This is a genomic window from Nonomuraea sp. NPDC003201, assembly GCF_053590415.1.
Window position 1 is genome coordinate 1 of the sequence record NZ_JBSFTC010000060.1, and the last position, 25,360, is coordinate 25,360.

Sequence of the window (25,360 nt, forward strand, 5' to 3'; positions counted from 1 at the left end):
ATGCCGGAGGTGAGCGAGGGCGCGGCACGGCTCTCGTCCTCGCGCTTGTAGCGGGTCAGCCAGGTGAGGTACTCCAGGATGGCGGGGGCGGTTGTGCTGGCCGGCGCGGGCCCGGCCATGGCCGCGCCGCCCCTTCCGGGTGAGATCGTGCACACGGAGACCGTGCGCATGAGCGACCAGTCCGCGATCACCGTATCGTTCACTGAGTGGCCGATCCACGCGCTGCAGTCGCTCGACTTCGCCTTCGAACCCGCCGGCGGCCTCCAGGGGCGCACCGGCTTGGTCACGACCGTCTCACCGTCCGGCGACCGGCGGGGGCTCAAGGGCATCGTCCTGCAGCGGCGCGGCGACAGCATCGTGCTGCCGCGGCACCCGAGAGCGCGCCACGTATGGGGGCTGGACGTAGTCTCGCTGCCGGAGGAGGGCACATGGCGGTTCGAGTTCGCCGTGGAGGGACCTGGCGGGACCTCGACCGGGGTGCTGCCGATCCAGGCGATCGAGCAGCCGGGGCCGCCACTCGCGCTGAGCTGGACGGTCGCGCTGACCCCCTGGGCACCGGTGGCACTGCTGGTGGCCCATGGCTGGCGGCGCAGCCGGTTGCTCCGGCGAAGCACCACGCCCACCTGGAGTGGCTGAGCGATGGCGTGCTGGCCGTCCTTCCTCCGCTGGTCTGCTGGCTGATCGGGCGCGGCGGCGATGGCGTGGTGCTGGCGCTGGCCTGTGCGCAGTCCTTCGCGCTGATGTGGTCGCGCCGGTTGCCGCTGACGGCACTCGGCGTCGTCGTCGCCTTTGAACTGGCGCTGGCCCTGATGACGACACCGGTCCTGGTGGCTCCCCTGGTCGCCGCGTCCCGGCTGGGGGCGTGGGGCCGGAGGGACCGGCGCAGGATCGGCATCGTCTCGGTGCTGGTGCTGCTGCTCGCCGGGCTGCCGCTGACGCTGTCGTCCATCGGCGACCCCATGCGGGTGGTGGCGGTCTACTCGGCGCTCGCGCTGCTGTTCGTCGGATTCTGGACGGTGGGGCGGGTGGACGGGCGACAGCGGGACCGGATCCATGAGCTGCAGGAGCGCTCGCGGCGGCTCGAGGCCGAGCGGGCGGACCTCGAACGGCGGGCGGCCGAGCGCGAGCGCGCGCTGCTGGCCAGGGAACTGCACGACATTCTCAACCATTCGGTGACCACGATGGTCCTCGACGCCGAGGCGGCGGCCGACACCCGCGAAGAAATGGAGGAGACACTGCGCCGCGTGGCCCACACCGGCAGGCAGTCGCTGGCCGAACTGCGGCGGCTGCTCGGCGTGCTGCGGGAGGCGCCACCCGGGCACAACCCGCTGGCGCCGCCGCCGAAACTGGAACAGCTCGACGACCTGGTGGCGGCCATGCCGCCGGGCGGGCCACAGGTGCGGCTGGAGAGGCAAGGCGCCGTACGGCAGGTGGACGCCAGCATCGAGCAGGCGGCCTACCGCGTCGTGCAGGAGGCGCTGACCAACGTCGCCAAGCACGCCGGGCCTGTCGACGTCCGGGTGCTGCTGGCCTACGAGCCGGCCCGCCTGACCGTCCGCGTCACCAACCCGGTGCGTGGCGAAGCGGGATCGATCGCCAAGGGGGCCGGGGTGGGGCTGATCGGCATGAGAGAACGCGTCGAACTGCTGGGCGGCTCGGTGACGGTGGCCAGCGGCTCTGGCAGGTTCGAGGTCTGCGCCACGCTGCCGCTGCGGAGCATGTCGTGACCGGCATCCGGGTCCTGATCTGCGACGACGAGCAACTTCTCCGGGAGGCGCTGGTACGCCTGGTGGGTGCGGCAGACGACCTGACCGTGGTGGGCGCCGTCGGCGACGGCGTCGCGGCGGTGGCCGCGGTGGCCGAGCACCGGCCGGACGTGGTGCTGATGGACATCCGGCTGCCCGGTATGGACGGCATCGAGGCGACCCGCCGCATCGTCGAACGCAACGCCGGCGGGCCCGTCCGGGTGCTGATCCTGACGACCTTCGACCTCGACAGCTACGTCTACGCCGGGCTGCAGGCCGGGGCCAGCGGGTTCCTGCTCAAGGACGCGCCCGGGGAGCGGATCCGCGACGGCATCAGGATCGTGGCGGCCGGCCAATCGGTGCTGGCGCCCGAGGCGACCACGCGGATGATCGAGGCACTGCAGCCCCTGCTGCCCACCGACGAGGACCGGGCGCTGCAGGCGGCGGCCGACCGGCTCACCGAGCGCGAACGCCAGGTGTGCGAGCTCATCGCCCAGGGCCTGTCGAACAACGAGATCGCGCACCGGCTCTTCATCAGCCGTTACACCGTCAAGGTGCACGTCTCGAGCATCCTGACCAAGCTCGACCTGCCGGACCGCGTCCACGTGCTGATCTCCTGGTCCCGCCTGCGCGGGCCGCGCCTCCCGTGACCGCCCGGGCCGGCCGCACGCCTGGGGTGATCTATCCGGTCAGCCCGTCGAGCCGGGCGAAGGCGTCTTCGACCAGTGACGACCTCCTGCTTGTCGCCGAAGGAGCGGAAGAACGTCGTGCGCCCGGCTCCGCGCGCGCGCGGCGATCTCCGTCACCGTGACGTCGTCGAACCCGTGCTCGCCGACAGCTCGCAGGCGGCCGTGATGATCGCGTTTCGCGCCTTCTGCCGCTTGCGTTCCTGGAGTGACTCGGCGGCGAGCGGCTCAAGGCGGTACTCGAGCGCTACGGCCTCATCTCTCACTACCGCGGACGACACGGAACCGAAGAACTCGTGGCCCTCCTGCACCGAGGTGAGCATGTTGCCCATGCACGGCAGCAGATCATCGACCTCTTCCGAGATCTGCTGACGGAGGTCGCCGCCGCTGGCGGCCTGCGCGACGACGTCGCGGCCGACGAACTCGCGAGCTACTGCCTTCACGCCCTTTCCGCGGCCGGCAACCTGCCGTCCGAAGCTGCGGTCCGCCGACTCGTTGCGGTGACTCTGACCGGGTTGTGCCCCCCGAGCTGAATCGTAGCTGTTTGGGATCGAAAGAAGCCGCGCTGAGCGGTTGTCGCTCCTTCACCGTCGGGCGCCTGCAGCCTCCGGGAATTCAGGGCAGATGCCGGCGGGTTTCGGAGACGTTGGAGGCCTTCCAGGTGTCATTCGATCCCGAGTGCAAGGTCGTGATGTGGCTGAGCTACGGTCGGTTGATCATGACCAATCTGCTCGGAATCAACCATCTGACACTGTCCACGACCGAACTCGACCGGCTCGTGACGTACTACACGGAGGTGCTCGGAGCAACGCTCGCGTTCGAGCGCGCTGCTACCTCTACTGATCCTCGGATCGCAGTCCTCGATGTCGGCGGGGCCGACCATCTGATGATCGTCGAAACCGCTACCGTCCCCGCCCTCGATCTTGATCCCCTGAACCGGGCGGGTTGGGGACTGCGCGTGGGCACATACGCACAACTGTGTGAGCTTCGCGAACGGATTCTGGATGCCGGGCGGCCGGTCGGACAGATCGAGACACTGCCCACGCAATGGACGATGACGGCTCGCGATCCCGATGGACGCCCTGTGGATATCCGGGCCCATCGCCCTCGATGATATTCCTCTGCAAACAAGGTCTTTCCGGCGGTGTTGCCTCCCCCTTGGCACCATCGGATGGGAGCCTGTCTACGCTGGCAGGTCCGTGACTCGAGCGGACTGGCCATCAATCCCTGACGGCAGGCGACGAGTAATCCGCGAATGGGAAGAGGTCTCCCGCCGGGTTGCGGACGGCAGCCTCGCCAGCCTGCAACGAATAGGAGAAGCTTGGCGCTGAACACGCCGAGACTGGGCGACGACTAATTCGCAAGGGGCCTTGGCGACGGACGACCCTGAGACGCGTGGCCCTGGTGGTGGCGGCCAGGCTGACGCATCGGCCGCTCCTTCGTGGTGGGGTTGGTCGAGCGTGCGCCAGGCGACGCGCTCGTTGGAATGCTGCTGGATGATCTCCGTCTTGCACTCACGCTTCACCCCGGTGGCCTCAGCCAGCCGGGCGGAGCGGGTGTCGGTATGCTGCTTGATCGACTCCACCCCTTCCATGAATCCTGTGGATGTGACTGGTGAACGGGGTTGGTGTTCTGGTTCAGGGCTGGTTATGGATCGTTTCTACTACAGTCTTGATCATGGCCTCCTTCTCCGTCATCCGGTCCAGCGCGAATCCCTGGGAAAGGTCGATCTGGGACTTCGACGTCGTCCAGGTGGGCGGGCGGCTGCTGGTCGTCTGCGCCGACTCCAGCGGCTCGGTGTTCACGTGGGACCCGCTGGAGGACCGCTGGGACAGCTACCAGCTGGACATGCCGTTCCGGCCGGAAGACAGATATGACTTCATCGATGTGTACGCGATCGGGGCCGTCGTCCTGGACGGCCGGATCGTGGTCGGCGGGGGCTCGGACCACCAGCCGTTCGCACAGTGGGACCTGGAGACCGGCGCGGTGGAGATTTCCGCGGACACCACGCATGCCGCTCTCAACATGGTAATCGGGATTGAGATGGACGGACGGCCGATGCTCGTCGGCGCTGACCAGAGCACCAGTCCCCGCGTACGTGTGTATGACGTCGAGCGGCGCGAGATGTACGCCGAGCTGCTCGGCGCGCATTTCGACGGCATCGGCGGTCTGGCGTCGGGAACGCTTGGGGAGCGGCCGGTGCTCCTCTCCAGCAGCTGGGACGGAAGTCTCGAGGTATGGGACCTCCGGGAGAAACGCAGCCTCGTCCAGTCCGCAAAAACGGGTCCCAGCTTGATGGGAGCCACCCTGGTGCCGGTGAACGGGCGACCGCGCATTGTCGGAGCGGAGGGTGACGCGGTCTGGCTCGTCGATCCCGAAACAGGCGAAGAGGATGAAGCGCTCGCCTGGCCGGCGGAGATCACCGAGCGGATCGAGGAGGGTGAGTTCGAAGACGACTTCAAGTGCATAGACGCCGGGCTCGTCGACGGGCGTCCGGTGGCGGTGACAGGCTCGGAGGAGGGCCGGGTCTGCGCCTGGGATCTGGAGGAAGGCCGCATCATCGGCGAGCCGCTCATCGAGCACGAGGGCGAGGTCTCCGCCGTCCGCCTCGCCGATCTGGAGGGCCGGACTGTTGCGATCACGGCAGGACGAGACGGCCAGGTGAGCCTGTGGGACCTCCGAATCCCACAGATCGCGGCAGCGCCAAGCCACAGCCGCTGACGCACAAGCTCCCGGGAAACGATCGCATCGAAGACGGGAAGCGATCTTTAATGGCGTCCCTTCCCTGCTGGCCAACGCCACTCGTGAACACCCCTGAATCGGGGTACGTCTCGAACTGCGTCCGCTGGTTGTAGGCGACGCGGATCGGGACGCTGACATCTACGGGTTACTCGATCGTTCTTATGGGCCCGTCCCGTCCCAGGTGAGCTGACGGGTATAGGGATATGCCACCCAAACTGCATGATTGCGAAATTTGGTAGTTCTTGCGGAACTATGCTTCTGGTGTCGAGCTTCGGGTAGAGGCCTCCCGGAGAGGACAGGGGACATTCAACCTCGATGAGACTCGGTTCCCTGACAAGGACGTCATGTCACCTCTGAACCTGGACAGTCGACGCCTGCCCGTCGGTGTGCTGATCACCGTAACCGGCGAAGTGGACGCCTCAAACATCGCCCAATTGGAGACTTATCTCGTCAATCGGATAGTGCTCGATGAGCCGCTGGTGCTCGATCTCGGCCAGCTCACCTTCATGGGAAGCGCCGGCCTGCACGTACTGCTTCGCCTCAACGCCGCCCAGCGCGAACACGGAACAAGCCTGCACCTGGCCGCCGTCAGCGGTGTCCCGGCACGCATGCTGCACACCACCGGCATGTGGGACGCGCTGGCCATCCATCCCAGCGTGGAGCGAGCCATCGCCAGTTCGCTGAACGATCACACAGGGCCGCGTCGCACATATGCTTGACGCCGTTGGGGGAGAAGCCACCTACGACCTGTCCACCCGGCTGCGTCGGGTGCGGCGCACCAGTTCGATGACCTGTTCCTCGAGATCGCCGTCGGCCGCTACGGTCCTGCCCCGCTCGAAGGCCAGCACGACTCGCGGGTCGACGTAGGAGCCGAGCGCCACGGCCGGCGTGTCGCCCAGGCGTTGGGCCACCTCCTCGATCACCCGCCGTACGGCCCGTCGCCGTCCCAGCCTTCCCCGCGGCCGCCGTACGCGGGCCAGCCCTTCCGCGGCCATGACGGTGGCGTGCCAGGTGCGGAAATCCTTGGCGGATACCTCGCAGTCGAGCATGTCGCGCAGATAGTCGTTGATGTCCTCGGCCCGCACGACCTTCCACCCTGAACCGTTGCGGTAGCGCAGCAGTTCGCTGTCGTGGCCGGTGCGCAGGAGCGCGGCCACCACGGCGCTCACCGCGCCGTCGTTGACCTCGATGTCGTGCCGTTTGCCGCCCTTGGCCTCGAAACGGCACCGTACGACGTCGCCGGTGCAGGTGACGTGCCCGGTCCTGAGGGTGGCCAGGCCGAAGGAGTCGTACTCCGCGCCGCCGGCCCGGAACAGGCCCAGATCCAGCATCGAGGAGGCGCCAGCCAGTACGCGCTCCCTGGTCAATCCCCGCTGTGCGAGATGCTCACGGAGCCGGCGGCGGAAGGTGGGCAGCCGTTCGGCCATCTCGGTGACCCGGTCGAACTTGATCCGGTCCTGCTCCTCCCGCCAGGCGTCGTGATAGCGGTACTGCCGGCGCCCTGCCGCGTCCGTGCTCACGGCCTGCAGATGCGCGTCGGGATCGCGGCAGATCCACACCTGCCGCTAGACGTGTACGGCATGAAGGCGGCGGGCCTGCCGTACCCGTGCTATGACCTGCCGCAGGCCGAGTTGCACGCTGCCATCGCCCGGCGATCGTGCCAACTTGCACCCCTACCGGTGGACCTCGCTCGGGTTGTCGCTCATCGAGGCCATGATGATCGGTTTGCCCATCGTCCTCGCTGTCACCGAGGCGATCGAGGTCGTCCTGGAGGAGGCCGGTGCGCTGTCCATCAACCTGCCTGTTCTGGCAGACGCACTGTCGAAGTTCATCGGCGCTCCTGCTGGCGCGAGCCGACATGGCAGGTCGCGCCCGTACTGCAGCGCTTTCCCGCTACGGCGTCGCCAGACTCGACGACTGAGATCGCCTGCTCGGCGAATCGCCGCGGTGAATCTTCCGTCCGATGCCGGTTACGGAGAGGTCGTGAAAGCCCTCGACAGACCGGTCACATCCAGGACCCGACGCAACATGCCGTGCACGTGAGTCAGCACCATGCTGCCGCCCGCGGACACGAGGCGGCTCTGTGCCTGGAGCAAGGCCTGGAGCCCGGTGGAGTCGCAGAAATGGAGATCGGCGGTGTCGATGGTGAGACATGTGCAGCCCTTCTCCAGGGCGGTGTCCACGAGAGGTTGGAGCAGTGGTGAAGAGGACAGGTCGAGGTCGCCGTCCAGAATCAGGTCGCCGGCAGGGGCATGGACGACCAGGCGCAGGTCCAGTGTGTTCATCGAGACATCCCCTTCATGGTGTGGCGTCCCTACCGCGGGGCTGCCACACCCATCCAGGTTACGCCTCGGCACTCCTCGCTCTGGAAGCTCTACCGTGCGGGTCGTTTACCGCGAACACGTCGGGTAGCCGATATCCGGATGACCGTACAGGCAGAGTTCAATTCCTCGAAAAGAGGACATCATGATCATTATTGGCATAGTCCTCCTGCCTCTGGGTGGCTACTCGGCATTTCGGTGCTCTACACGATCGGCATCACCCTCATCGTCATCGGCGTGATCTTCCTCGTCCTGATCTCAATGGGCCGTCCGGTCGCCGGTCGGCGGTACTGGTTCTGACATCGAGTTCTGCGTCTCGACGCAGCCGGGAGGACTCAGCAATGGCACGCATCGGATACTTTCTGAGCAGTGAGGAGCACGGGCCCAAGGAACTCGTCCGGCAGTCGAAGCTGGCCGAGCAGACAGGCTTCGAAGGGCTGTGGATCTCCGATCACTACCATCCCTGGCTCGACGAACAGGGCCAGAGCCCCTTCGTCTGGTCGACCATCGGAGCGATCGCCGAGGCGGTCGCGTTGCCGATCACGACAGCGGTCACCTGCCCGCTGGTCCGCATCCATCCCGCCGTCATCGCCCAAGCCGCCGCGACCAGCGCCGTCCTGACGGGCGGGCGCTTCCAGCTCGGCGTGGGCACTGGCGAGGCGCTGAACGAGCACATCGTCGACTCCCGCTGGCCGCCGGCCGCCGAACGGCTGGAGATGCTGGAGGAGGCCATCGAGGTGATGCGCCGGCTGTGGAGCGGCGAGCTGACCACCCACCGCGGAAAGCACTATTCCGTCGACAACGCACGCCTCTACACGCTTCCCGACAACCCGCCGCCGGTCTACATCTCCGGCTTCGGTGAGAAGTCGGTACGGCTGGCCGGGCGGATCGGCGACGGTTACATCTCCACGGGTCCGGACGCCGACCTGGTCAAGCTGTTTCGCGAGTCCGGCGGGGCGGGCAAACCCGCACAGGGCGGGCTGAAGGTCTGCTACGCCGACGACAAGGCCGAAGCCCGCAAGACCGTGCACCGGCTGTGGCCGACCGAAGGCATCAAGGGTGAAGCCTTGCAGTTGCTGCCGCTGCCGCGGCATTTCGCGCAGCTGGCGGAGATGGTCAGCGAGGAGGACGCCACCGCTTCGACACCGTGCGGCCCCGATCCTGAGGTACATGTCAAAGCGATCCAGGAATACGTGGACGCCGGGTTCGACGAGGTCTACATCAGCCAGATCGGCACCGAACAGGACGCCTTCTTCGAGTTCTACGCCCGCGAGGTACTGCCCCGGCTGCGGTAGCCGTAGGAGAGACCCGCTCGGCCGGTGGAACTCGACAGCCCCTCTCGCACTGCGTCGGCCCGACCATGACATGACCCGGCTTCTAAGGCTTCACATCGATTAGGCATGCGATGTAACGGGAAGTCCAAGCTCGTGTACCCCCCGGCAGTCATCGGGAGGGGACGTGTTGTGGTCAGGATCGAGCAGCAGCCGGAGCCCACGATCCCCGTCCAGGTCAGTAGCCAGGCCAGGACCGGGCGGCTGATCACCTCGTGGCTGTCCACCACCGATCACAAGGTGGTCGGGTATCTCTACCTCTCGACCAGCTTCATCTTCTTCCTCCTGGCCGGAATCATGGCGATGGTGATCCGCGCCGAACACCGCTGCCCCCGAAACAGCGGTCTCCATACGCCTGCCGAGAGTCCTTGCGGTCGTCATCGGTCTGTGCGGGAACTACCCTCGTCTCGGTCATGGCGCTCCCATCAAGTGGACGACTGTTGCAATGCAGGTCGCGCTGTGGCGCGATGGTCGCTGACCATGCAGCCGGCCTGCACCACGCCATCCGCTGCTGCAAGACCCCACCTCCTCCGGCCTGCCCGTTTAGCCGCTGGACAAGCCTCGACGGAGGCGTCTGGTCACGAACCGGTTGGAAGTCCGGCTCATGCCCTCGGGTCCTTGCCTCGATTCGATCAGCCCTCCACACCAGTGGTCGCGTGCGGCGCTCCAACCGGCTTCGACTCAGGTGAGCCACGCTGGCGCAGATAGATGGACAGCACCACCATGGACAGTACTGCCAGCAACTCCGACTGCCAGTTCTGCAAGGTGCGGTTCCAGAATTCCGGTGAGGTGACGTACGCGCCCCAGGCGACTGGATCGCGCAAATTCGCGAGCCGGTCGGAGTTGTAGGCGGCCTGTCCCGCCACAGCCTGGGCGAGCCATGACAGCAGGAAAACAATGCCCATGACCAACCCCAGCGAGTTGCTGAAGAGCCACAACCGCAGCCCCTTGGTCTTTGCCCACGCAGGCGAGCGGTCGGTTGCGTGCGGTCCGACCTGCTGCTGCTCGTCGGATTCGGTTCCGGCGTCCTTCACCTCCTTGGACTCGGGCGATCCTCGCTGGACGAGCCACACAGTGAGCATGATGAACAGGAAGAACTGCAGATACTCCGACTGCCAGTTCTCGGCCACATCTACCGCGAAGGTCGAAGACATCACGTACTGCAGGAACGAGACGGGCTCCGCCCCTTCGGCCACCTGCTGGTCGTTGAACTGCAGCAGCCCGGCTACGGCCTGCCCACCCAGCGCCAGTACGAACATGATCAGGAATGTCAGGGCAAGAGAGTTCTGCTTGAGCCACCTCACAGCTGCGACCACCCCATAGCAAAGCCCCACACCAAGCCGGCCTCAATCACCATCGCGGTCAGCGACAACATCACTCGCATCAGTCGTCCACCTCACAGTCGTAGGGGAGGTCGCGTACCGGCTCGCATCCGGCGGCCTTGATGCGCCAACCCCCGCGGAAGTGGTGCAGGAAGAGCGTGTCACCGGCAAGGTGTACCTGAGCGTCCGCGCCCCAGACGCTCACCGAGGTCACCGGGCCGCCTGGGCGCAACTTGAGCTCACGTAACGCATCGGCACAGGACTGGCCAGGATCGGGCAGCTTGTCGGCGGTCTTACGGGCGAGCATCGCGCAGGCTGCCTCCTCGCGATGGGCGGCGATCGCGGCGTGAAAGCCCTCCGCCGTACGCGCCGGCGAGCCCGTGTCCACCGCGCAGCCAGCCCCGGTGAGGACGATTAACGCGGCCACGACAATGGACGGGATTCTCATAGACCTTCAGCTGCCCACACCCGCATCACGCATGCCTTGACGGTCGCTCCACCGCCTTACGCCCGACTCCAAAGGGCTTGGTCGTCCTCCAACTCGCCGCCGAAGGCAAGATCGACCTGGCGGACACGATCGATCGATGGCTACCCGACGTGCCCGACGCACGTTCGATCACCGTCCGGGATCTGCTCCGGCACACCAGCGGCCTGCCCGAGTTCTACGACGCGCTCGGCCTGAAGACCTCCGCTGACTGGCAGCGACGCCGTCTTGAACGCGTCACCGGCGACGGCTACGCCGAGCAGGTGACCCGCCGCGTGCTGCGCCCCCTGCGCCTGCACGACACCTACTACGCCGCCGACCAGGCCCGCATACGCGGCTCCCACCTGCACGGCTACATGCCACGCGACCTGCCGGGCAAGCCCGACGCCGACTACTCCCACCTGGTCGACTTCACCGAGCAGACGATCAACCAGAGCGGGCCGGCCGGCTCGATGGTCTCCACCGTGGCCGATCTCGCCGCCTTCTACCGGGCACTGTTCACCGGACGGCTACTGCCCGCGCCGCTGATGCGAGAAATGACCTCCGTGGTCCCGGTCGCCGGCAACCCCATGCCGTGGGTCACGGGGTTCGGCTTGGGCGTGCACCGCTACGACCTCGGCTGCGGCCCCGTGTACGGCCACATCGGCGGCATGCGCGGCTACACCGACATCGTCGTCAGCACCCCCGACGGCCGCCGCCATCGCGATCACCCTCAGCCCCAGCCCCACCGCCGCCATCCCGGCCGCGCTCAAGGCGATGACCACTGCCATCTGCTCGTAACCAGGCACCAACGCCAGTGCAGCGGGAGCCCTGACCTCGACGTGCCGACGGGCGGGGTGGTGCCGGGCTCGGTCATCACCGGCACCACACCGCCGACGGCTGCCCTTCGCCAGGCCTATCGGGCACCGCCGGATTCAAAGAGCCTGAAGCCGGCCACGACGATTTTGCGGCGATCCCCGCGGTGGACAGGCCGATGGCGATCCGTTCGAGGACCTCCAGCTCACGTGCGGTCAGCACTCCTTGAATCTCCGGTCCGGTCGAGCGGGAGGTGCGGGCTCTGTAGGGGACGGCAGCGGTGACGGTTAGGCCCGGGAGAGTGGCAGGCCTTGATGGTTGAGGTAGACCACGACGCGGTAGGTGTCGTCTGCGTCCCGGTGGAGCAGGTACGACGATGACAGGTGGACGGGTTCGCCGCCGGCGGTGCGAGGTGCGGTCCACTCGGTGCGGACGAGCACGTACCGGTCGTCGAGTTGCTGGTGGGTCAGGGTGTCGAGGGCGGCCGGGCCGATGCCCGCATCGGCGAACATCTGCGCGCGTCTGGGCAGGGCCTGAAGGAACGCGGGGCGGGGCACGGGCCGGGCGCCGCCGGCGTCCCCGGCCAGGAACACCTCGGCGAAGCAGCCCGCCAAAGTGTCCACATCCAGACTGTCGCTTGCCTGGGCGAAGACGTCGAAGAAGCGGCGGAGCTCGTCATCGCGGGTGGCGGCCTCGGACATGGGATGGATCCTCTCCTGTTGGAGGTTCGGTGTGGCACGTAGGTCTAGAAGGGGCGCTGAGGGTGTTGTAGGGCATGGCGAGGCCGCGTCGGTGTACGGAAGTTCGGCCGGTTCAGGTCGTGCTGGGGACGGTGGCGCGGACCAAGCGGCACAGATCGCCGGGGCGCAGCGCGTCCGAACGCCGCCACAGCGCGGGAACGAGGCAATCGGCCTGCCGTAGGTGCTCGACCGCCTCCAGCCCCTGCCGTTCGAGCAGGCCCGAGAGCTCTTCGGGGGTGAAGAGAGACAGCCATGGCTCGCCCCGCTCGGCGGTGGCCGGCAGCAGGAACTGCGCGTAGGCGTTGCCTCGATCGTCACGCAGAGCGGGCGGTACGGCGTACTCCATCACCAGTTCGCTGCCGGGCGCCATGCGGCCCACGGCGGCCGACGTAGCGGCGATCGCCTCGCGGGTGAGGTACATGGTCACGCCGAGCCAGGTGACCAGGGCGGGCTTGCCGGGGTCGAACCCCGCTTTGTGAAGGGCGTCCATCAGATCGTCGGACTCGAAGTCCACCGGCGCGAAGGCCAGCCCGTCGGGCACGGCGATGCCGGCCGCGGCCATCGCGTCGCGTTTGCCCTGCTGGGTGATGGGATGGTCGACCTCGATCACGAGGGCCGGCCGGGCGGCCCGGTCACGGCGGCAGGCGAAGGTGTCGAGCCCGGCGCCCAGCACCACGTACTGCTCCAGGCCGCTGCGGAACAGGTCCGTGGCACGGCGCTCGGCGTAGTGGCCGCGGACGGTCGCCTGGGCGCGCGCCCCTGCGAGTACGGGGTGATCACCGTGCGCTTGGTGGTAGCCGATCAGTTCCTCGGCCCGGTCACCGAGCAGGGAGGCGGCCAGGGTGTCCCGGAGGATGAACGGCTCGCTGTCCACGACAAGGTGGGCGGCACGGGCCGCCGCGGCCATGATGGCGGTCTGACTGGGATGCGAGTTGCGCATGGAGGGGAGTTCCCTTTCTTCGTCGCCGGGAACACCGATGCTAAATACGCTTCGCAAATATGTATAGCAATCATAGCAATTGGAAGTTAATTTCAAATAATGAGCCCATAACGATATCGCACCATTCTTCTGGCACGTTTATGGAGTGCCGCTCGAATATAGACTTACGCAGTCTGAGCTGGAGTTACGCGGCGTGATGGCATCCGCTGACGAGGCCCGTGACGCTGGGTTTCGGAGTCCGGAGATTGGTGGGGCCTGTGCCCGCTGTGGTGGGTCAGGTAATCGCGATACACAGGAACCGCAGTGTTTCGATGCGGCCACCCAGGTTCATCGCGAGGATACGGGCCTGCTGCACGGCCAGGCCCCAGTTGGGTGTGCGGTCACTCCGCCCAGATGGAGCTTGCGGGTGCCGTGCTCGATGAACACCAGCGCGTACAGCCGTTTGAGCAGCACCGTCTCAACCGCCAGGAAGTCACATGCGATGATCGCTTGCGCCCGGGCAACCAGGAACTGCCACCAGGTCGGCCCAGTCCGGCGGGGCGCAGGATCGATGCTGGCCGACGTGGGCGCTGGCCGGGCTGGCGATGGTTAGCTGTTGCTGGCCATGACGTTGTCGTCGGTCGTGGTCACGGCTGAACTTCGTCAATCCCGGCATGAGCGGTCGGATCTTGTCGCCAGTCGGTGACCGGAAGACGATATTGCTGTGACCAGCGGGAGAACCTCGGATTGGCCAGAGACGGTCGGGCGCTTCGGAGCGGTCGGCGCCGTCGTCGCTGGCCTGTCCGGTTGTTGCGTCGGCCTAGTCGTGGGCCTCTTGGCGGCCTGCGAACAGCGGTGCTGCAGCGGGGTATCGGCTAGAGGCGTGTCGCGGTGCGGACGAGGTCGGCGACGGCTTTGGATCTGCTGTGTGGCGGCCACGCGATGACGGTCGTGACGGCCGGTGCGTCCGGCACCGGCACGATGGCGTGGTCGTCGCGTAGCTGGTCTCGGAGCGACTCGGGTACGACGGCGCAGGCCAGTCCGAGCGCGATCAGTTGGAACAGTTGGGTATGGTCGCGGACCTGCGGGCCAGGGCCGTCCGGATGGCCGCCATCCCGTCCAGGCCAGCGCGGCAGGGGCAGGTCCGTCTGGGCGTTGATCTCGACTAACGACAGATGCGCCCGGTTGCCGAGGGGATGACCCTTGGGCAGGACCACGACCTGCTGTTCGGTGTGCAGATCCTCTGTGTCTAATCCGGCTGTCGTGTCGTAAGGCCGGTGGAGCAGAGCAACGTCGGCACGCCCGGTGCGCAGCAGACTTTCCGGCTCGCCCGGCCCGCACAGCATCACCTCGACTGCCACTGAGCCCGGTTCAGCGGCGTAGGCGTGCAGAAGGTTCGACAAGAGTTCCCTGGACGCTCCGGCCTTGGTGGCCAGGACCACCCCGGGCTGGTCGGCCGCGGCGCGGCGGGTGCGGCGCTCGGCGGCTTCGACCGCGTTGAGCGCGAGCCGGGCCTCCCGTAGCAGCACCGACCCGGCCTCGGTCAAGGCGATGGCGCGAGCGGTGCGGTGCAGCAGAACGACTCCGAGCCGCCGTTCCAGCTGCTGGATCGCCCGCGACAGTGGTGGTTGCGCCATCGCGAGCCGTTGTGCCGCCCGCCCGAAGTGCAACTCCTCGGCTACGGCGACGAAGTATCGCAACTCCCGCGTCTCCACCAGCTCATCGTATCCGGCGCTGACCACGACCAATACCCGTGCGGTATCGCCGCCCACCTGACCGGTCTTGGACGCCCCACCCGAGTCCGCAACATGATCGACGGCATGAGTGAACGGACGATCGCGCTGGTAACCGGCGCGAACAAGGGCATCGGATACGAGATCGCCGCAGGCCTGGGCGCCCTTGGCTGGCGAATCGGCGTGGGTGCGAGGGATCAACAACGCCGCGACACCGCGGTCGAGAAGCTGCGCGCGGCCGGGACCGATGCGTTCGGCGTGCCGCTCGACGTCACCGACGACGCAAGTGTGGCCGCCGCGGCCGAGCTGATCGCCGGCCATGCCGGAGGGCTCGACGTCCTGGTCAACAATGCCGCGATCACCGGCGGCGTGCCACAGACACCGACCACGGTCGAGCCCGCGACCGTGCGAGCTGTCGTGGAAACCAACGTGATCGGCGTCATCCGGGTCACCAACGCGATGCTGCCGATGCTGCGCAACTCGGCATCACCGCGGATCGTCAACATGTCCAGCAGCGTCGGCTCGCTCGCCCTGCAAACCACCCCCGGCATCGACATGGGCCCGGTTCCCGCCGCCTACTTGGCATCGAAGACCTTCCTCAACGCCCTCACCATCCAATACGTCAAGGAACTGAGCGACACCAACATCCTGATCAACTCCGGCTGCCCCGGCTTCACCGCCACCGACCTCAACGGCTTCCAAGGCGTCCGCACACCGCAACAGGGTGCGGCCATCGCGATTCACCTCGCAACCCTGCCCGACGACGGACCGACCGGCGGATTCTTCGACGACGCCGGAACGGTGCCCTGGTAACAGCCCCACCGGCACGAACCATTCCCGTTCTCGACGTCAGCCGCGCATCGCGCGCCACAGGAGAAGCAAGACAAGGACAAAGGCAGTCAGATGCGACGAGTTCGGTGGAATCGAGGTGTTGCGGGTCGCCGAGGTCGACCGGCCAGTGCCCGAGTACGGGCAGGTCCTCGTGCGGGTCAAGGCCGCAGGCATCAACCCCGGTGAGGCGACCATACGCACCGGCGCGATGGCCGACATCTTTCCCTCGACCTTTCCATCCGGGCAGGGCAGCGACCTCGCCGGAGTTGTCGCCGAGGTCGGCGCCGGAGTCGACCGATTCGTGGTCGGCGACGAGGTGATTGGGTTCTCCGAGCGGCGGGCAGCAGAGGCCGAGCTGGTCCTGGTCGACGTCGACAACCTCACACCCAAGCCGGACAGCATCTCATGGGAGGTGGCGGGCGGCCTGTACGTCGCCGCAGTGACTGCGTGGGGGGCAGTGCATTCCATACAACTCGACATCGCGGAGACCGTCGTCATCTCCGCAGCAGCCGGAGGAGTCGGCTCGCTGCGCCGCAGCCACAAGTGGTCGGCGGCACGGATCGCCTTCGAACTCAGCCAGCAGGACGTCCCAGTGAGCCGGCGCACGGTCAGCCGGGTGCTCGCACAGCTCCAACTGAATCGGCGACGGTTCATCGACCCGAGCGGTGAGAGCAAACACGAGCCTCAGCAGATCGTGGCCCGTCGGCCAGGCCACATGGTCCATATCGACGTGAAGAAGGTCGGCCGGATCCCTGCGGCGGCGGCTGGCGCGGGGTCCTCGAAGAGGAGGACGCCGTCGGCTGGGCGGAATCCCTCGGCGACGCCTTCGGCGCGCACGAGCAGGCCGGCCTCGGTGAGAATGTGGCGCTGCCGCAGCAGAGGGACTGGGTCGCGGTGGAGACACGGGATTAGACGATCTGCACCGGACTCTCCTCGGGAAAGGTTGGAGCCCGATCTTTCCTGTCGGGAAATCCTGTCGTCAATTCGTGTGCGGAACCGGCCATCTGACGCCACGGTTCGTCGCTCAATGTCCGGTTTCCGAGAGGGCTTACGGGGCCCAATCAGAGGGTGTCGTTAAATCACCTAATGCCGACAGGCTGCCCTGCACGAATCTGGACGTGTGGAGGCGAGGCGGGATGCGGGATTCGCGCGACAACGCGAGCGGTGCGCTGTCAGTCCCCACGCCGCTAATCGCTGCAGGCCTGCCGGTCGATCATGGACACCAGGGTCGAGAGGAGTTCCTCGGCCGTGATGTGCCACTTGTCAGCGGACAGATGCCCGCTGACCTCCATATCCGTGATCCCGTGGGCGCTGGTCAGCAGGAGTGCCGCAAAACCGCGGGCGTGCTGTGCGCCGACCAGGTCGCCGACGATGGCGAGGAACTGGTTCATGGCACGGTCGGCGGCCTGGGTCGCCGCATGGACCGCAGCCGGGTCGCCGACCGGCGAGGCGAACATCAGCCGGTACAGGTGCGGCTGACTGCGGCCGATCGTCATCAGCGCGAACAGCGCGCGGTGCAGCTTGCCGCTCGGCGATGCCCCCGGAGCGGCGCGTACGGCCTGCACCTGATCCGCCAGCCGGTCCAGGGCTTCGGCCGCGATGGTGGTCAGCAGGCTGTCTTTGTCGGGGAAATGCCGGTACGGCGCTCCGCGGGTGACGCCGGCTCGCGCTCCGACCTCGCGCAACGTCACCGCGTCGGGACCGCCGCTGTCGAGAAGGTCGGCGGCGGCGTCCAGCAGGGCGCGTCGCGTCGCGGCGGCGGACTCCGTGCGACTGATCATGTCGATCACCCTACCAGTTGACATTGTCATCTCAACTTCCTAGCCTAATTCAGGTGACAACGTCATCTGAAGAACGAGAGTGCGTCGTGGTGACCGGAGCCTCGACCGGGATCGGCGCGGCCTCCGCCCGCGAGCTGGCCCGCAGGGGGTTCCATGTCCTGGCCGGCGTCCGCCGCGAGCAGGACGCCGACACGCTCCGCGCCCCCGGCATCGAGCCGGTCATCCTCGACATCACCCAGCCCGGCCACATCGCCGACTTGGCGGCCTGCGTCGATTCGAGGGCGGGGGTGCTGCGGGCGCTGGTGAACAACGCCGGCATCTCCGTCAACGCCCCGGTCGAGGCTCTGCCGCTGGCGCAGTGGCGACAGCTGTTCGAGGTCAATCTGTTCGGGCACGTCGCCGTCACCCAGGCCTTGCTGCCCGTCCTGCTGCGCGACTGCGGCCGGGTGGTCAACGTCAGCTCGGTCGGGGGAAAGATCGCTATGGCCACCTATGGCGCCTATGCGGGCACGAAGTTCGCCCTGGAGGCGGTCAGTGACGCGCTGCGCCGGGAGGTGGCGCCGCTGGGTGTGCGTGTGGTGGTCGTCGAGCCCGGCGGCATTCGCACCGAGATGGCCGACCGGGGCATCGCCGCCACCCGACGGCTGGCCCGGGCCATGTCGCCGGAACAGCAGGACCGCTACGGGCCGCTGATCCAGGCGGTCACCGCGCAGAGCGCCGCCTTCACCACAGGCGGCACGTCCGCCGACGAGGCCGCCCGGGTGATCGCTAAGGCCGTCACCGCCGAAAAGCCCCGCACGCGCTACACCATCGGCCGGGACGCGGCTCTGCTCACTCGACTGTCGCGGGTGCTGCCGGATCGGATGCTCGATCGCGTCTTCGTGGAGGGGCTGCGGCGATACCGCCCGAAGGCCGGCGCCGCATGAACCCCAGGGGTCTCATACCGAACGGGCTGCCCGGCTGAAGACGGCGGCCACGCAGGCGGCCAGCGCGAAGCCTGCGGTGGTCAAGAAAGCCGCGTGCACGCCGGGCATGAACGCCCCAGGCTGCGCGCCTGCGGCGTAGACGGAGACGATCGCCGCCAGGCCGATCGAGCCGCCGAAGGCTCCTCGACCTCGCGATGGACGGGCTGCGGCCCCATTCAGGCCAGGGTCAGCTGCCGTAGCCTGCGCAGCGCCTGGTGGGAGGCCGATCCCGGTTCTGCCGGGACGACCACCCAGCTGGCGGCCCAGGCCGGATCACCGCGCCCGAGGCGAGGCGCGGCTGCTGCCACACCGCCCCGGGGCCGGCCGATGCTGGAAGCCAGGGCATCCCGGCAAGATTCAGCCCTTGATCTTGGCCCATGTCGGGATACCCAAGGTCTACTCGTTCCACATGACCCTGTCCTCCTCACGGGACCCGTTCTGCTGCTTCACCACCAGCCAGGATCTGGCGACCTTCTTCGACTGCCACCGCCGGGCGTTTGAGTGCTTCGGCGGAGTGCCGATGTCGATCGTCTACGACCGCACCAAAACGGTGGTCCGCCGCCACGTCGCCCCCGGTGAAGCTGTCCCGTTGCATCCCGAGGCGGTGGCCTTCGCCGGGCATTACGACTTCGACCCCGATGCGCTGGCCGCCTACCGGCCCACCGGCAAAGGCCGGGTCGAGCGGCAGGTCGCCATCGTCCGTGACCATGTGCTGGCGGGGCGCGCGTTCTCCTCGATCGAGGAGCTCGACGCCGCCTTCGCTGCCTGCGTTCCGCTGCGGCGGTCCAAGGTCCACGGGACCCATGGTGAGGTCATCGGCTTGCGAGCGGTGCGTGATCACATGGCCTTGCGGCCGCTGCCGTCCACCCCGTGTCGTGGCTCAGCGGCATCTTCGCTATGTCGGCAAGGACTGCTTGGTCGCTTTCGAGGCGAACCTGTATTCGGTTCCGGCTCACCGGGTCCGACCGCGCCAGCTGGTCGAGGTCAGGGCGACCAAGGCCCAGATCATGCTGCACGCCACCACGCCCGACCACACGGGTCAGACGCTGCTGGCCGCCCATCGGCGGGCGGTGGGCCGCGGCTGCCGGGTCGTGGACGAGCGGCACCGGGATGGCCTGCCCACCGGAGCCGGCCGACGCGTCACCACAGGCCGGGACCTTTCCGTTCCCCAGGGTCAGGGCAAACACCACAACGCGGATCCGCCTGCTGGATCGTCGCTGGGCCTGCTCAACCGGACCGCGGCCGCTCATGTCGAGGTCGGCCGCCGTCCCTTGTCGGGCCAGGGGACAAGGTGGACTTCATCGGAGGCATCAAGATCCAAGCCTCCCGCGGTGCAGGCGTGCGAGGCCGCCGGCGGGCGCGACGTCGCCATCGCCAGCGGCGGCGCGACAGTGAACCAGCCTCGCCGAGGGCTCATCGACGAGCCGCGCCTACACCTCGCGGCGTCCACGTGATCATGGCGGATGCTCTGGTGGCATCCAGGTTTGGCTGGCGAGCGATGAGTTCGCCGATCGTCGGCGGTCTGACGATCGGGAAGGCATGCACCGGAACGAGAGGATCCACGAAGACCATGACCGGGAAAGCGCATGAACTGCGCCTCTGGTGGCCTTCAAAGCGCCGTCGACTCGGTGAACCAGCGGGACCTGAGCAACATGACGAGGAGTTTGATCATGACCGTGAGCGCCAGCTTCTGCATGTCCCTCGACGGGTTCGTGGCCCGTCCGGACAGCAGCGTCGGCCCCCTGTTCGACTGGTATGACAACGGCGACGTCGAGGTGCCGATGGTCGGCTACCCGATCACGTTCCGGGTCGCCGCAGCCAGCGCGGCCTATCTGCGGGCGCAGATGGACTTCGCCCGAGACAGCGCGTTCGTCTGCGGCCGACGGGTGTTCGACTACACCGGCGGCTGGGGCGGCAACCCGCCCGGCGGCGGACGCGCGTTCGTGGTGACCCACCGCGAGCCTCCCACGGACTGGCCCGCCGAACGGCTGGCGCCCTTCACCTTCGTCCACGACGGTGTGGCCAGCGCTATCAGCCAGGCCAAGGCTGCTGGCGACGGCAACGTCGGCGTCTCCGGCCCGAACATCGCCCAGCAGTGCCTCAACCTCGGTCTGCTGGATGAGGTCCGGATCGATCTGGTCCCCGTGTTCGTCGGCGAGGGCGTCCGCTACTTCGACAACATCCAGAACGAGAAGGCCGAGCTTGAACGCGTTGAGGTCGTCGAGGGGGAAGGCGTGACACACCTGCGTTTCCGCGTGCGCTACCGCTGACCGACCTCTATCCGCGTCAATCGTGAGCTTGGACGGCCAAGAACCCCACATCCGCTGCGAATGGTCACCCCGGGCAGCTCGGTGACGTCGTGATCTTCTGGATGCATCGCAGCAAGGAGAGGCATCAGCTTGGCCGGTCGGCCGATCATCGTTCGGGCGGGCGGTCGGGATCGACATGATCGGAGAGATAGATCATGAGGCCTTCGGGGTGCGTCCCGAAGGCTGTGGCGACGAGCTTTGCGTCCATCGAGTTGACCAGGTCGATCAGGCGGGTGGAGCGGAGCATCCGTGGTGAGATCCCAGCCGGGTCCAGGACGTGGCTGACATAGGGGACCGAGGCCGGGTTCCGACCGGCCTTGGTGCCCTTGGTGACCATTAGATGCGGGTTGCCGGTGCGTCGGGTCTTGCGGTGAGCCACGCACCGCTGCACCCTGGTCCAGCTTCTCGATGTCGTGCACGTCGACCAGGGCCCAGTCCTGCTTACCGTGCGCGCTGACGTGCTGGGCCAGATCGCGCAGGGTGAACAGCTTGATGTCGAGGGTGACGTTGGCGCGAGGCAGCGTCCCGGCCCGGCGGGCGCGCTCGCGAGAGTGCAGCAGAAAGGCGTTGAAGGCCGCAGGCCGCAAGTGTTCAGGGACGGCGTCGATACGGCGGCGACGGCGTCCGGCGGCCAGCCGTTCGGCGTGATCGGTGGCCAGTGCCAGACCGCGTTCGGTGAAGAAGATCTCCAGCCCTCGGGCCAATGGCCCCATGGAGCGGCCGGGCAAGCGAGCCCGCTCCAGCAGGGCTTGGGGATGGTTGGGATGTTCGTCGTCCAGCAGCCGTCCCAGATGGCCGATCAAGCCGCAGGCTCCACCTGATTAGCTCGCGTGGGGGAGGCGGTTCATTCTCACAGGTGATCTATCATCGTCGGTGCCCGGAGAGACTGCAGCCATGGCGGTCAAACTGCTGCACGCGGCCCCAGCCACCAGCGACACCGAACAGCCCGTCCCCCGATGGGCACTCCGTGTCGCCTACGCGCTTCCTTGGCTGCTGCTCCCTTCGTGCCTGTGGAGGTTGCCGTTTGCCTTTCACTTCGACATGGGACAGCTCAACGACGCGCCTGTATCACCGTTGTGGATCACTATCCCCTATGTCTTCGGGCTCAGTGCGATCACCGAGTTGGCGGCGCTGCTCAGCATCGGTCTGGTGCGCGGTTGGGGCGAGGTGGTCCCGAACTGGATCCCGGTCATCGGCGGCAGACGTGTGCCGACCATGGCGGCGGTCGTCCCGGCCGTGATCGGTGGGCTCCTCATGACCGCGATCTCGGTCTGGATGGTGCTCGCCTGGGTCGGCGTCTTTGGCCGCACGGCGTATGAGAACGGCTGGTGGCAGGCGCTGGCAATGGTGTGCATCACCCCGATTGCCCTGTGGGGCCCGATAGTGCTCGCCCTGGCCTACGCCTACCACCTGCGCCGTCACCCCGCCCGCGGTCAGCGGATGCCTTCATGACGCCCCGAGCCTCCTCGAGAATTGTTGGATCGGAGGATCAGAGACAGCCGCTGTGCTGGTGCGCATATCTCCGTACTTCGTGGAGCACTCAAAGAAGTACGCGGACATCATGTCGACTTTGGAGAAGCCGACCCTGTCCCGGGGGGCGTGGTTGTGGACCGAGAGATACACCAGGCCCTCTCGGTGGGCGCGCACGGCGGCGTCCCGGACGAATGTCGGCGGCAAGAGCGTGGTGTCCGTGAGCGTTGGCTACGTAGTCCATACCGTCCTCGGCCAGAAGCAACTCCCGGCCGAGGAGTCGCGGTCCACGGGGGCCGGGCGCGGTGCCTGCGAGGAGGATCCCGCCGTGCTCGCGGCCGCTGGTGAAGAGGTGCTCGGACAAGGTGACCCACTGCTGGTGGGGGAGAGTAAGGCTCCACCCGCTCGCGGGTGGGTTCATCGGCCGAGAAGCCATTTGATGATCCGTTCTGCCTTGTTGGCGGCGTTGCCGACAGCCGGGTTCCAACTGTTCGATCTGCGGGAAGATCAAGCGGGTCAACGGGTTCGACGCCCGCCCCGAGGACATCATGGTCACGGCCGGCGGGGTGCAGGCGCTGTTCGCCACGCTCACCGCGCTGGTCGAGCCGGGCGACGACATCCTGATCCCGGACCCGGCCTGGCCCAACCACATCGCGTTCGGGAAGATCCTCGGCGCCTCTCCGACGAGTGTTACGACCAGGTCGTTTTCGACGACACCTTCGCCTCCACGGCGGCCGTCGGCGGCGCGGAGCGCACGATCTCGGTGTTCACCTTCTCCAAGACGTACGCGATGACCGGCTGGCGCATCGGCTACCCGGCGGCGCCGCCGTCGCTCGCGGAGATCATCACGCGGTTGCAGGAGCCGATGGTCTCCTGCATCAGCACACCGGGTCAGTACGCGGCACTGGCCGCGCTCACCGGACCGCAGGACGAGCAGCGCGCGATGGTCGAGACCTACCGGGCCAACCGCGACCTCGCCGTCGGGGAGTTCGCCGCCCACGGCTTCGACGTCTACCGGCCGCAGGGCGCCTTTACCTGTGGATGCGCACCGGCAAGCGGGATCTCGACGGCATGGAGATCGCCAAGAGACTGATCAGCGAGCACGGCGTCGCGGTCGGCCCCGGCCCGGCCTTCGGCGAACGCCCGGGCGAGTACATCCGCCTGTCGCTCGGGGCCTCCGCCGACGACCTGCGTGAAGGCATCCGCCGCATCTGCGCCAGCGGCCTCCTTCACCCCGCCGGGCGTTTCTGAGACGGGCCTTGACTCCTTGCGACATGCGTCATGCAATATATTGCATGCCGGTTCCACAGAGCCGAGGAGTGGTCGCCAGGTCGCTTCTCCGGGAGAACGCCTATCGCGCCATCCGAGACGCCATCGTCGACGGCACGCTCGCCCCGGGCGAACGTCTCAACGACGGCGATCTGGCCCAGTGGCTGGGCGTGAGCCGCACCCCCGTCCGGGAGGCGCTGACGCGTCTGGAGCAGGCCGGGCTGGTGCGGACCAAGCCCGGCCGTTACACCATCGTCAGCACGGTGGACGTCCGGGCCGTGCGCGCCGCCCAGTCGGTGACGGCCGCCATGCACGAGCTCGCCGTACGGGAGGCGCTGCCGAATCTGTCCGCCGGCGAACTCGACGCCATGCGCGAGGCCAACGCGCGTTTCGCCGAGGCATTGCGCCGCGACGACGTGGACGCGGCGCTCGCCGCCGATGACGACTTCCACGGCATCCCGGTGATCGCGTCCGCGAATCATGCGATACGTGCAGTTCTCGACCAGTTCACGCCGGTGCTGCGGCGCGTGGAGCGGATGCGGTTCTCCTCCCTGAGCGGCCGGGGGTCGGTCGCGCAACACGAACGGATCATCGCGTTGTGCGCGGCCGGAGACGTGGAGGGGGCGGCGCTCGCCGTACGCGCCAACTGGGGGACCCTGGTCCCGCTCCTCGATGCCATGCCTGCCGCTTCCGAGAACGAGCCTTCAACCTGAGGAGCCGTACATGTCCATCGACGATTTCGAGCGCTATCCGCTGCTCTTCGGTCCCAGCCCCGTCCACCGCCTCGACCGGCTCAGCGACCACCTCGGCGGAGCCCGCGTCTGGGCCAAGCGTGAGGACTGCAACAGCGGGCTGGCGTTCGGCGGGAACAAGACCCGCAAGCTGGAGTACCTGATCCCCGACGCCCTCGCCCAGGGTGCGGACACCCTGGTCAGCATCGGGGGAGTGCAGTCCAACCACACCCGGCAGGTGGCCGCGGTCGCCGCCAAGGTCGGGCTGAAGGCCGTACTCGTGCAGGAGAGCTGGGTGGACTGGCCGGACGCGGTCAACGACAAGATCGGCAACATCCTGCTGTCGCGCATCATGGGCGCCGACGTCCGCCTGGTCCAGGCCGATTTCGGGATCGGGCTCAAGGACAGCTGGCACGAAGCCCTGGAGGGGGTCACGGCCGCCGGCGGCCGCCCGTACGCGATCCCCGCCGGAGCGTCCGACCATCCGCTGGGCGGCCTCGGCTTCGTCAACTGGGCGTACGAGGTGCAGCGGCAGGAACGCGAGCTCGGCGTCTTCTTCGACACCATCGTGGTGTGCAGCGTCACCGGGAGCACCCAGGCAGGCATGATCGCCGGCTTCGCGGGCCAGGATCGCCCCCGGCGCGTGCTGGGCATCGACGGCTCGGCCAAGCTCGCCGAGACGCGTGCCCAGGTGGCGAAGATCGCCAGCGCCACGGCCGAACTCATCGGCCTGGGCCGGGACCTGCACGAGGAAGAGATCACGGTGCTGGAAGGCTGGGCCGGCGACAGGTACGGCATCCCCGTGCAGTCCACCCTCGACGCCATCAGGCTCACCGGACGACTGGAAGGCATGATCATCGACCCTGTCTACGAGGGCAAGTCGATGGCCGGGCTCATCGACCTGGTCCGCAGCGGCGAGATTCCCAAGGACTCCAACGTCCTGTACGCCCACCTCGGCGGCCAGCCCGCCCTCAACGCCTACAGCGGCGTCTTCCGCTGAGCGAATTCGGATCCTGCTTCACATCGCGACCGGGATGGCTCAGGAAGCCGAGCACGCCGATGCCGTCGGTCGTCGCCGCGTGCAGGCCGGCGAGAGCGTCGTCTCGGCGTCCGGGGGACCGGCAGGTAGCCTGCACTCCGACGAAGTCGCTTATAGTGACGATACTTACACTCTGTGTCACAATCG

30 protein-coding genes and 4 pseudogenes are annotated in these 25,360 nt (G+C 67.5%); 23 read left to right on the forward strand and 11 right to left on the reverse strand.

Features of this window, described 5'->3' with window-relative positions:
* Positions 1-168 precede the first annotated feature (168 nt).
* The 3 genes from ACWDX9_RS22300 to ACWDX9_RS22310 are packed head-to-tail and all read left to right on the forward strand — an operon-like array spanning position 169 to position 2,395.
* Complete coding sequence (locus tag ACWDX9_RS22300; RefSeq protein ID WP_449956933.1) at positions 169-636, forward strand: hypothetical protein; 468 nt, start codon at positions 169-171, stop codon at positions 634-636.
* Positions 637-644: 8 nt separating this feature from the next.
* Positions 645-1,727: a sensor histidine kinase gene (locus ACWDX9_RS22305; protein ID WP_449956935.1), complete on the forward strand. Its 1,083-nt coding sequence runs from the start codon at positions 645-647 to the stop codon at positions 1,725-1,727.
* Positions 1,724-2,395: a response regulator gene (locus ACWDX9_RS22310; RefSeq protein WP_449956937.1), complete on the forward strand. Its 672-nt coding sequence runs from the start codon at positions 1,724-1,726 to the stop codon at positions 2,393-2,395. The genes ACWDX9_RS22305 and ACWDX9_RS22310 overlap by 4 nt, the downstream gene beginning before the upstream one ends.
* 152 nt (positions 2,396-2,547) lie before the next feature.
* Here the strand turns inward: ACWDX9_RS22310 and ACWDX9_RS22315 are convergent, their stop codons facing one another.
* On the reverse strand, positions 2,548-2,697 hold the full coding sequence (locus ACWDX9_RS22315) for a hypothetical protein (protein ID WP_449956939.1): 150 nt from the start codon (positions 2,695-2,697) through the stop codon (positions 2,548-2,550).
* A gap of 30 nt (positions 2,698-2,727) precedes the next feature.
* Between ACWDX9_RS22315 and ACWDX9_RS22320 the strand changes: the two genes are divergently transcribed.
* The 4 genes from ACWDX9_RS22320 to ACWDX9_RS22335 all read left to right on the forward strand — a co-directional run bounded on the left by ACWDX9_RS22320 (position 2,728) and on the right by ACWDX9_RS22335 (position 5,892).
* Positions 2,728-2,964 (forward strand): SbtR family transcriptional regulator, encoded by a 237-nt coding sequence (locus ACWDX9_RS22320; RefSeq protein WP_449956941.1) that lies wholly within the window; start codon positions 2,728-2,730, stop codon positions 2,962-2,964.
* A gap of 128 nt (positions 2,965-3,092) precedes the next feature.
* A complete protein-coding gene (locus tag ACWDX9_RS22325) occupies positions 3,093-3,545 on the forward strand; it encodes a VOC family protein (protein WP_449956943.1) in 453 nt (150 codons plus the stop codon).
* Positions 3,546-4,108: 563 nt separating this feature from the next.
* Positions 4,109-5,152: a hypothetical protein gene (locus ACWDX9_RS22330; protein ID WP_449956945.1), complete on the forward strand. Its 1,044-nt coding sequence runs from the start codon at positions 4,109-4,111 to the stop codon at positions 5,150-5,152.
* A gap of 365 nt (positions 5,153-5,517) precedes the next feature.
* The gene (locus ACWDX9_RS22335) at positions 5,518-5,892 is read left to right on the forward strand and encodes an STAS domain-containing protein (protein WP_449956947.1); all 375 of its coding nucleotides are present in this window, start codon (positions 5,518-5,520) and stop codon (positions 5,890-5,892) included.
* Between the two features lie 21 nt (positions 5,893-5,913).
* Here the strand turns inward: ACWDX9_RS22335 and ACWDX9_RS22340 are convergent, their stop codons facing one another.
* From ACWDX9_RS22340 to ACWDX9_RS22350, 3 genes are all read right to left on the reverse strand, one after another.
* Positions 5,914-6,693 carry a DNA topoisomerase IB gene (locus ACWDX9_RS22340; RefSeq protein WP_449956949.1) on the reverse strand — a complete coding sequence of 260 codons (780 nt, stop codon included), beginning with the start codon at positions 6,691-6,693 and terminating at the stop codon, positions 5,914-5,916.
* 153 nt (positions 6,694-6,846) lie between these two features.
* Positions 6,847-7,005, reverse strand: a complete 159-nt coding sequence (locus ACWDX9_RS22345; protein ID WP_449956951.1) for a hypothetical protein — start codon at positions 7,003-7,005, stop codon at positions 6,847-6,849.
* A 138-nt stretch (positions 7,006-7,143) separates the two neighbouring features.
* Positions 7,144-7,458 carry an STAS domain-containing protein gene (locus ACWDX9_RS22350; RefSeq protein ID WP_449956953.1) on the reverse strand — a complete coding sequence of 105 codons (315 nt, stop codon included), beginning with the start codon at positions 7,456-7,458 and terminating at the stop codon, positions 7,144-7,146.
* Between the two features lie 377 nt (positions 7,459-7,835).
* Here ACWDX9_RS22350 and ACWDX9_RS22355 point away from each other — a divergent pair, with 377 nt between their 5' ends.
* On the forward strand, positions 7,836-8,789 hold the full coding sequence (locus ACWDX9_RS22355) for an LLM class F420-dependent oxidoreductase (protein WP_449956955.1): 954 nt from the start codon (positions 7,836-7,838) through the stop codon (positions 8,787-8,789).
* 668 nt (positions 8,790-9,457) lie between these two features.
* On the opposite strand, the gene ACWDX9_RS22360 is transcribed toward ACWDX9_RS22355, so the two are convergent.
* Complete coding sequence (locus tag ACWDX9_RS22360) at positions 9,458-10,159, reverse strand: DUF6766 family protein (RefSeq protein WP_449956957.1); 702 nt, start codon at positions 10,157-10,159, stop codon at positions 9,458-9,460.
* 49 nt (positions 10,160-10,208) lie between these two features.
* The gene (locus ACWDX9_RS22365) at positions 10,209-10,574 is read right to left on the reverse strand and encodes a hypothetical protein (RefSeq protein WP_449956958.1); all 366 of its coding nucleotides are present in this window, start codon (positions 10,572-10,574) and stop codon (positions 10,209-10,211) included.
* 98 nt (positions 10,575-10,672) lie between these two features.
* Between ACWDX9_RS22365 and ACWDX9_RS22370 the strand changes: the two genes are divergently transcribed.
* Positions 10,673-11,710, forward strand: a complete 1,038-nt coding sequence (locus tag ACWDX9_RS22370) for a serine hydrolase domain-containing protein (protein ID WP_449956960.1) — start codon at positions 10,673-10,675, stop codon at positions 11,708-11,710.
* A 3-nt stretch (positions 11,711-11,713) separates the two neighbouring features.
* Here the strand turns inward: ACWDX9_RS22370 and ACWDX9_RS22375 are convergent, their stop codons facing one another.
* The 3 genes from ACWDX9_RS22375 to ACWDX9_RS22385 all read right to left on the reverse strand — a co-directional run bounded on the left by ACWDX9_RS22375 (position 11,714) and on the right by ACWDX9_RS22385 (position 14,857).
* Positions 11,714-12,127 carry a hypothetical protein gene (locus ACWDX9_RS22375; protein WP_449956962.1) on the reverse strand — a complete coding sequence of 138 codons (414 nt, stop codon included), beginning with the start codon at positions 12,125-12,127 and terminating at the stop codon, positions 11,714-11,716.
* Positions 12,128-12,239: 112 nt separating this feature from the next.
* Complete coding sequence (locus tag ACWDX9_RS22380; protein WP_449956964.1) at positions 12,240-13,106, reverse strand: class I SAM-dependent methyltransferase; 867 nt, start codon at positions 13,104-13,106, stop codon at positions 12,240-12,242.
* Between the two features lie 854 nt (positions 13,107-13,960).
* Positions 13,961-14,857, reverse strand: coding sequence for a LysR family transcriptional regulator (locus tag ACWDX9_RS22385; RefSeq protein WP_449956966.1), 897 nt, complete (start codon positions 14,855-14,857; stop codon positions 13,961-13,963).
* 36 nt (positions 14,858-14,893) lie between these two features.
* Here ACWDX9_RS22385 and ACWDX9_RS22390 point away from each other — a divergent pair, with 36 nt between their 5' ends.
* The 3 genes and pseudogenes from ACWDX9_RS22390 to ACWDX9_RS22400 form a co-directional block, all read left to right on the forward strand.
* Positions 14,894-15,631: an SDR family NAD(P)-dependent oxidoreductase gene (locus tag ACWDX9_RS22390; RefSeq protein ID WP_449956968.1), complete on the forward strand. Its 738-nt coding sequence runs from the start codon at positions 14,894-14,896 to the stop codon at positions 15,629-15,631.
* Positions 15,632-15,800: 169 nt separating this feature from the next.
* A pseudogene (locus tag ACWDX9_RS22395) lies at positions 15,801-15,959 on the forward strand (alcohol dehydrogenase catalytic domain-containing protein); the annotation flags it as partial.
* 207 nt (positions 15,960-16,166) lie between these two features.
* Positions 16,167-16,420, forward strand: a pseudogene (locus tag ACWDX9_RS22400) (IS481 family transposase); the annotation flags it as partial.
* Positions 16,421-16,836: 416 nt separating this feature from the next.
* Here the strand turns inward: ACWDX9_RS22400 and ACWDX9_RS22405 are convergent.
* Positions 16,837-17,430 carry a TetR/AcrR family transcriptional regulator gene (locus tag ACWDX9_RS22405; RefSeq protein ID WP_449957014.1) on the reverse strand — a complete coding sequence of 198 codons (594 nt, stop codon included), beginning with the start codon at positions 17,428-17,430 and terminating at the stop codon, positions 16,837-16,839.
* A gap of 53 nt (positions 17,431-17,483) precedes the next feature.
* Between ACWDX9_RS22405 and ACWDX9_RS22410 the strand changes: the two genes are divergently transcribed.
* The 4 genes and pseudogenes from ACWDX9_RS22410 to ACWDX9_RS22425 all read left to right on the forward strand — a co-directional run bounded on the left by ACWDX9_RS22410 (position 17,484) and on the right by ACWDX9_RS22425 (position 20,665).
* Positions 17,484-18,356 (forward strand): SDR family oxidoreductase, encoded by an 873-nt coding sequence (locus tag ACWDX9_RS22410; protein WP_449956970.1) that lies wholly within the window; start codon positions 17,484-17,486, stop codon positions 18,354-18,356.
* A 448-nt stretch (positions 18,357-18,804) separates the two neighbouring features.
* Positions 18,805-18,996 (forward strand): annotated as a pseudogene (locus tag ACWDX9_RS22415) (hypothetical protein); the annotation flags it as partial.
* A gap of 202 nt (positions 18,997-19,198) precedes the next feature.
* Positions 19,199-19,849 carry a Mu transposase domain-containing protein gene (locus ACWDX9_RS22420; protein ID WP_449956972.1) on the forward strand — a complete coding sequence of 217 codons (651 nt, stop codon included), beginning with the start codon at positions 19,199-19,201 and terminating at the stop codon, positions 19,847-19,849.
* A gap of 216 nt (positions 19,850-20,065) precedes the next feature.
* A complete protein-coding gene (locus ACWDX9_RS22425) occupies positions 20,066-20,665 on the forward strand; it encodes a dihydrofolate reductase family protein (protein WP_449956973.1) in 600 nt (199 codons plus the stop codon).
* Positions 20,666-20,810: 145 nt separating this feature from the next.
* Here ACWDX9_RS22425 and ACWDX9_RS22430 read toward each other — a convergent pair whose 3' ends face one another.
* Positions 20,811-21,083: a hypothetical protein gene (locus ACWDX9_RS22430; protein ID WP_449956975.1), complete on the reverse strand. Its 273-nt coding sequence runs from the start codon at positions 21,081-21,083 to the stop codon at positions 20,811-20,813.
* A 79-nt stretch (positions 21,084-21,162) separates the two neighbouring features.
* Between ACWDX9_RS22430 and ACWDX9_RS22435 the strand changes: the two genes are divergently transcribed.
* The 7 genes and pseudogenes from ACWDX9_RS22435 to ACWDX9_RS22465 all read left to right on the forward strand — a co-directional run bounded on the left by ACWDX9_RS22435 (position 21,163) and on the right by ACWDX9_RS22465 (position 25,174).
* On the forward strand, positions 21,163-21,525 hold the full coding sequence (locus tag ACWDX9_RS22435; RefSeq protein WP_449956977.1) for a hypothetical protein: 363 nt from the start codon (positions 21,163-21,165) through the stop codon (positions 21,523-21,525).
* 73 nt (positions 21,526-21,598) lie between these two features.
* Complete coding sequence (locus tag ACWDX9_RS22440) at positions 21,599-22,156, forward strand: hypothetical protein (protein WP_449956979.1); 558 nt, start codon at positions 21,599-21,601, stop codon at positions 22,154-22,156.
* A 524-nt stretch (positions 22,157-22,680) separates the two neighbouring features.
* Positions 22,681-22,838 (forward strand): annotated as a pseudogene (locus tag ACWDX9_RS22445) (aminotransferase class I/II-fold pyridoxal phosphate-dependent enzyme); the annotation flags it as partial.
* Positions 22,812-23,267, forward strand: coding sequence for an aminotransferase class I/II-fold pyridoxal phosphate-dependent enzyme (locus ACWDX9_RS22450; protein WP_449957015.1), 456 nt, complete (start codon positions 22,812-22,814; stop codon positions 23,265-23,267). The pseudogene ACWDX9_RS22445 and the gene ACWDX9_RS22450, both read left to right, overlap by 27 nt.
* The gene (locus tag ACWDX9_RS22455; protein ID WP_449956980.1) at positions 23,246-23,425 is read left to right on the forward strand and encodes a hypothetical protein; all 180 of its coding nucleotides are present in this window, start codon (positions 23,246-23,248) and stop codon (positions 23,423-23,425) included. The genes ACWDX9_RS22450 and ACWDX9_RS22455 overlap by 22 nt, the downstream gene beginning before the upstream one ends.
* Positions 23,426-23,469: 44 nt before the next feature.
* Entirely contained in the window at positions 23,470-24,156 is a 687-nt protein-coding gene (locus tag ACWDX9_RS22460; protein WP_449956982.1) for a GntR family transcriptional regulator, read from the forward strand.
* Between the two features lie 10 nt (positions 24,157-24,166).
* Complete coding sequence (locus tag ACWDX9_RS22465) at positions 24,167-25,174, forward strand: 1-aminocyclopropane-1-carboxylate deaminase (protein WP_449956984.1); 1,008 nt, start codon at positions 24,167-24,169, stop codon at positions 25,172-25,174.
* The last annotated feature ends 186 nt before the right edge of the window (positions 25,175-25,360 follow it).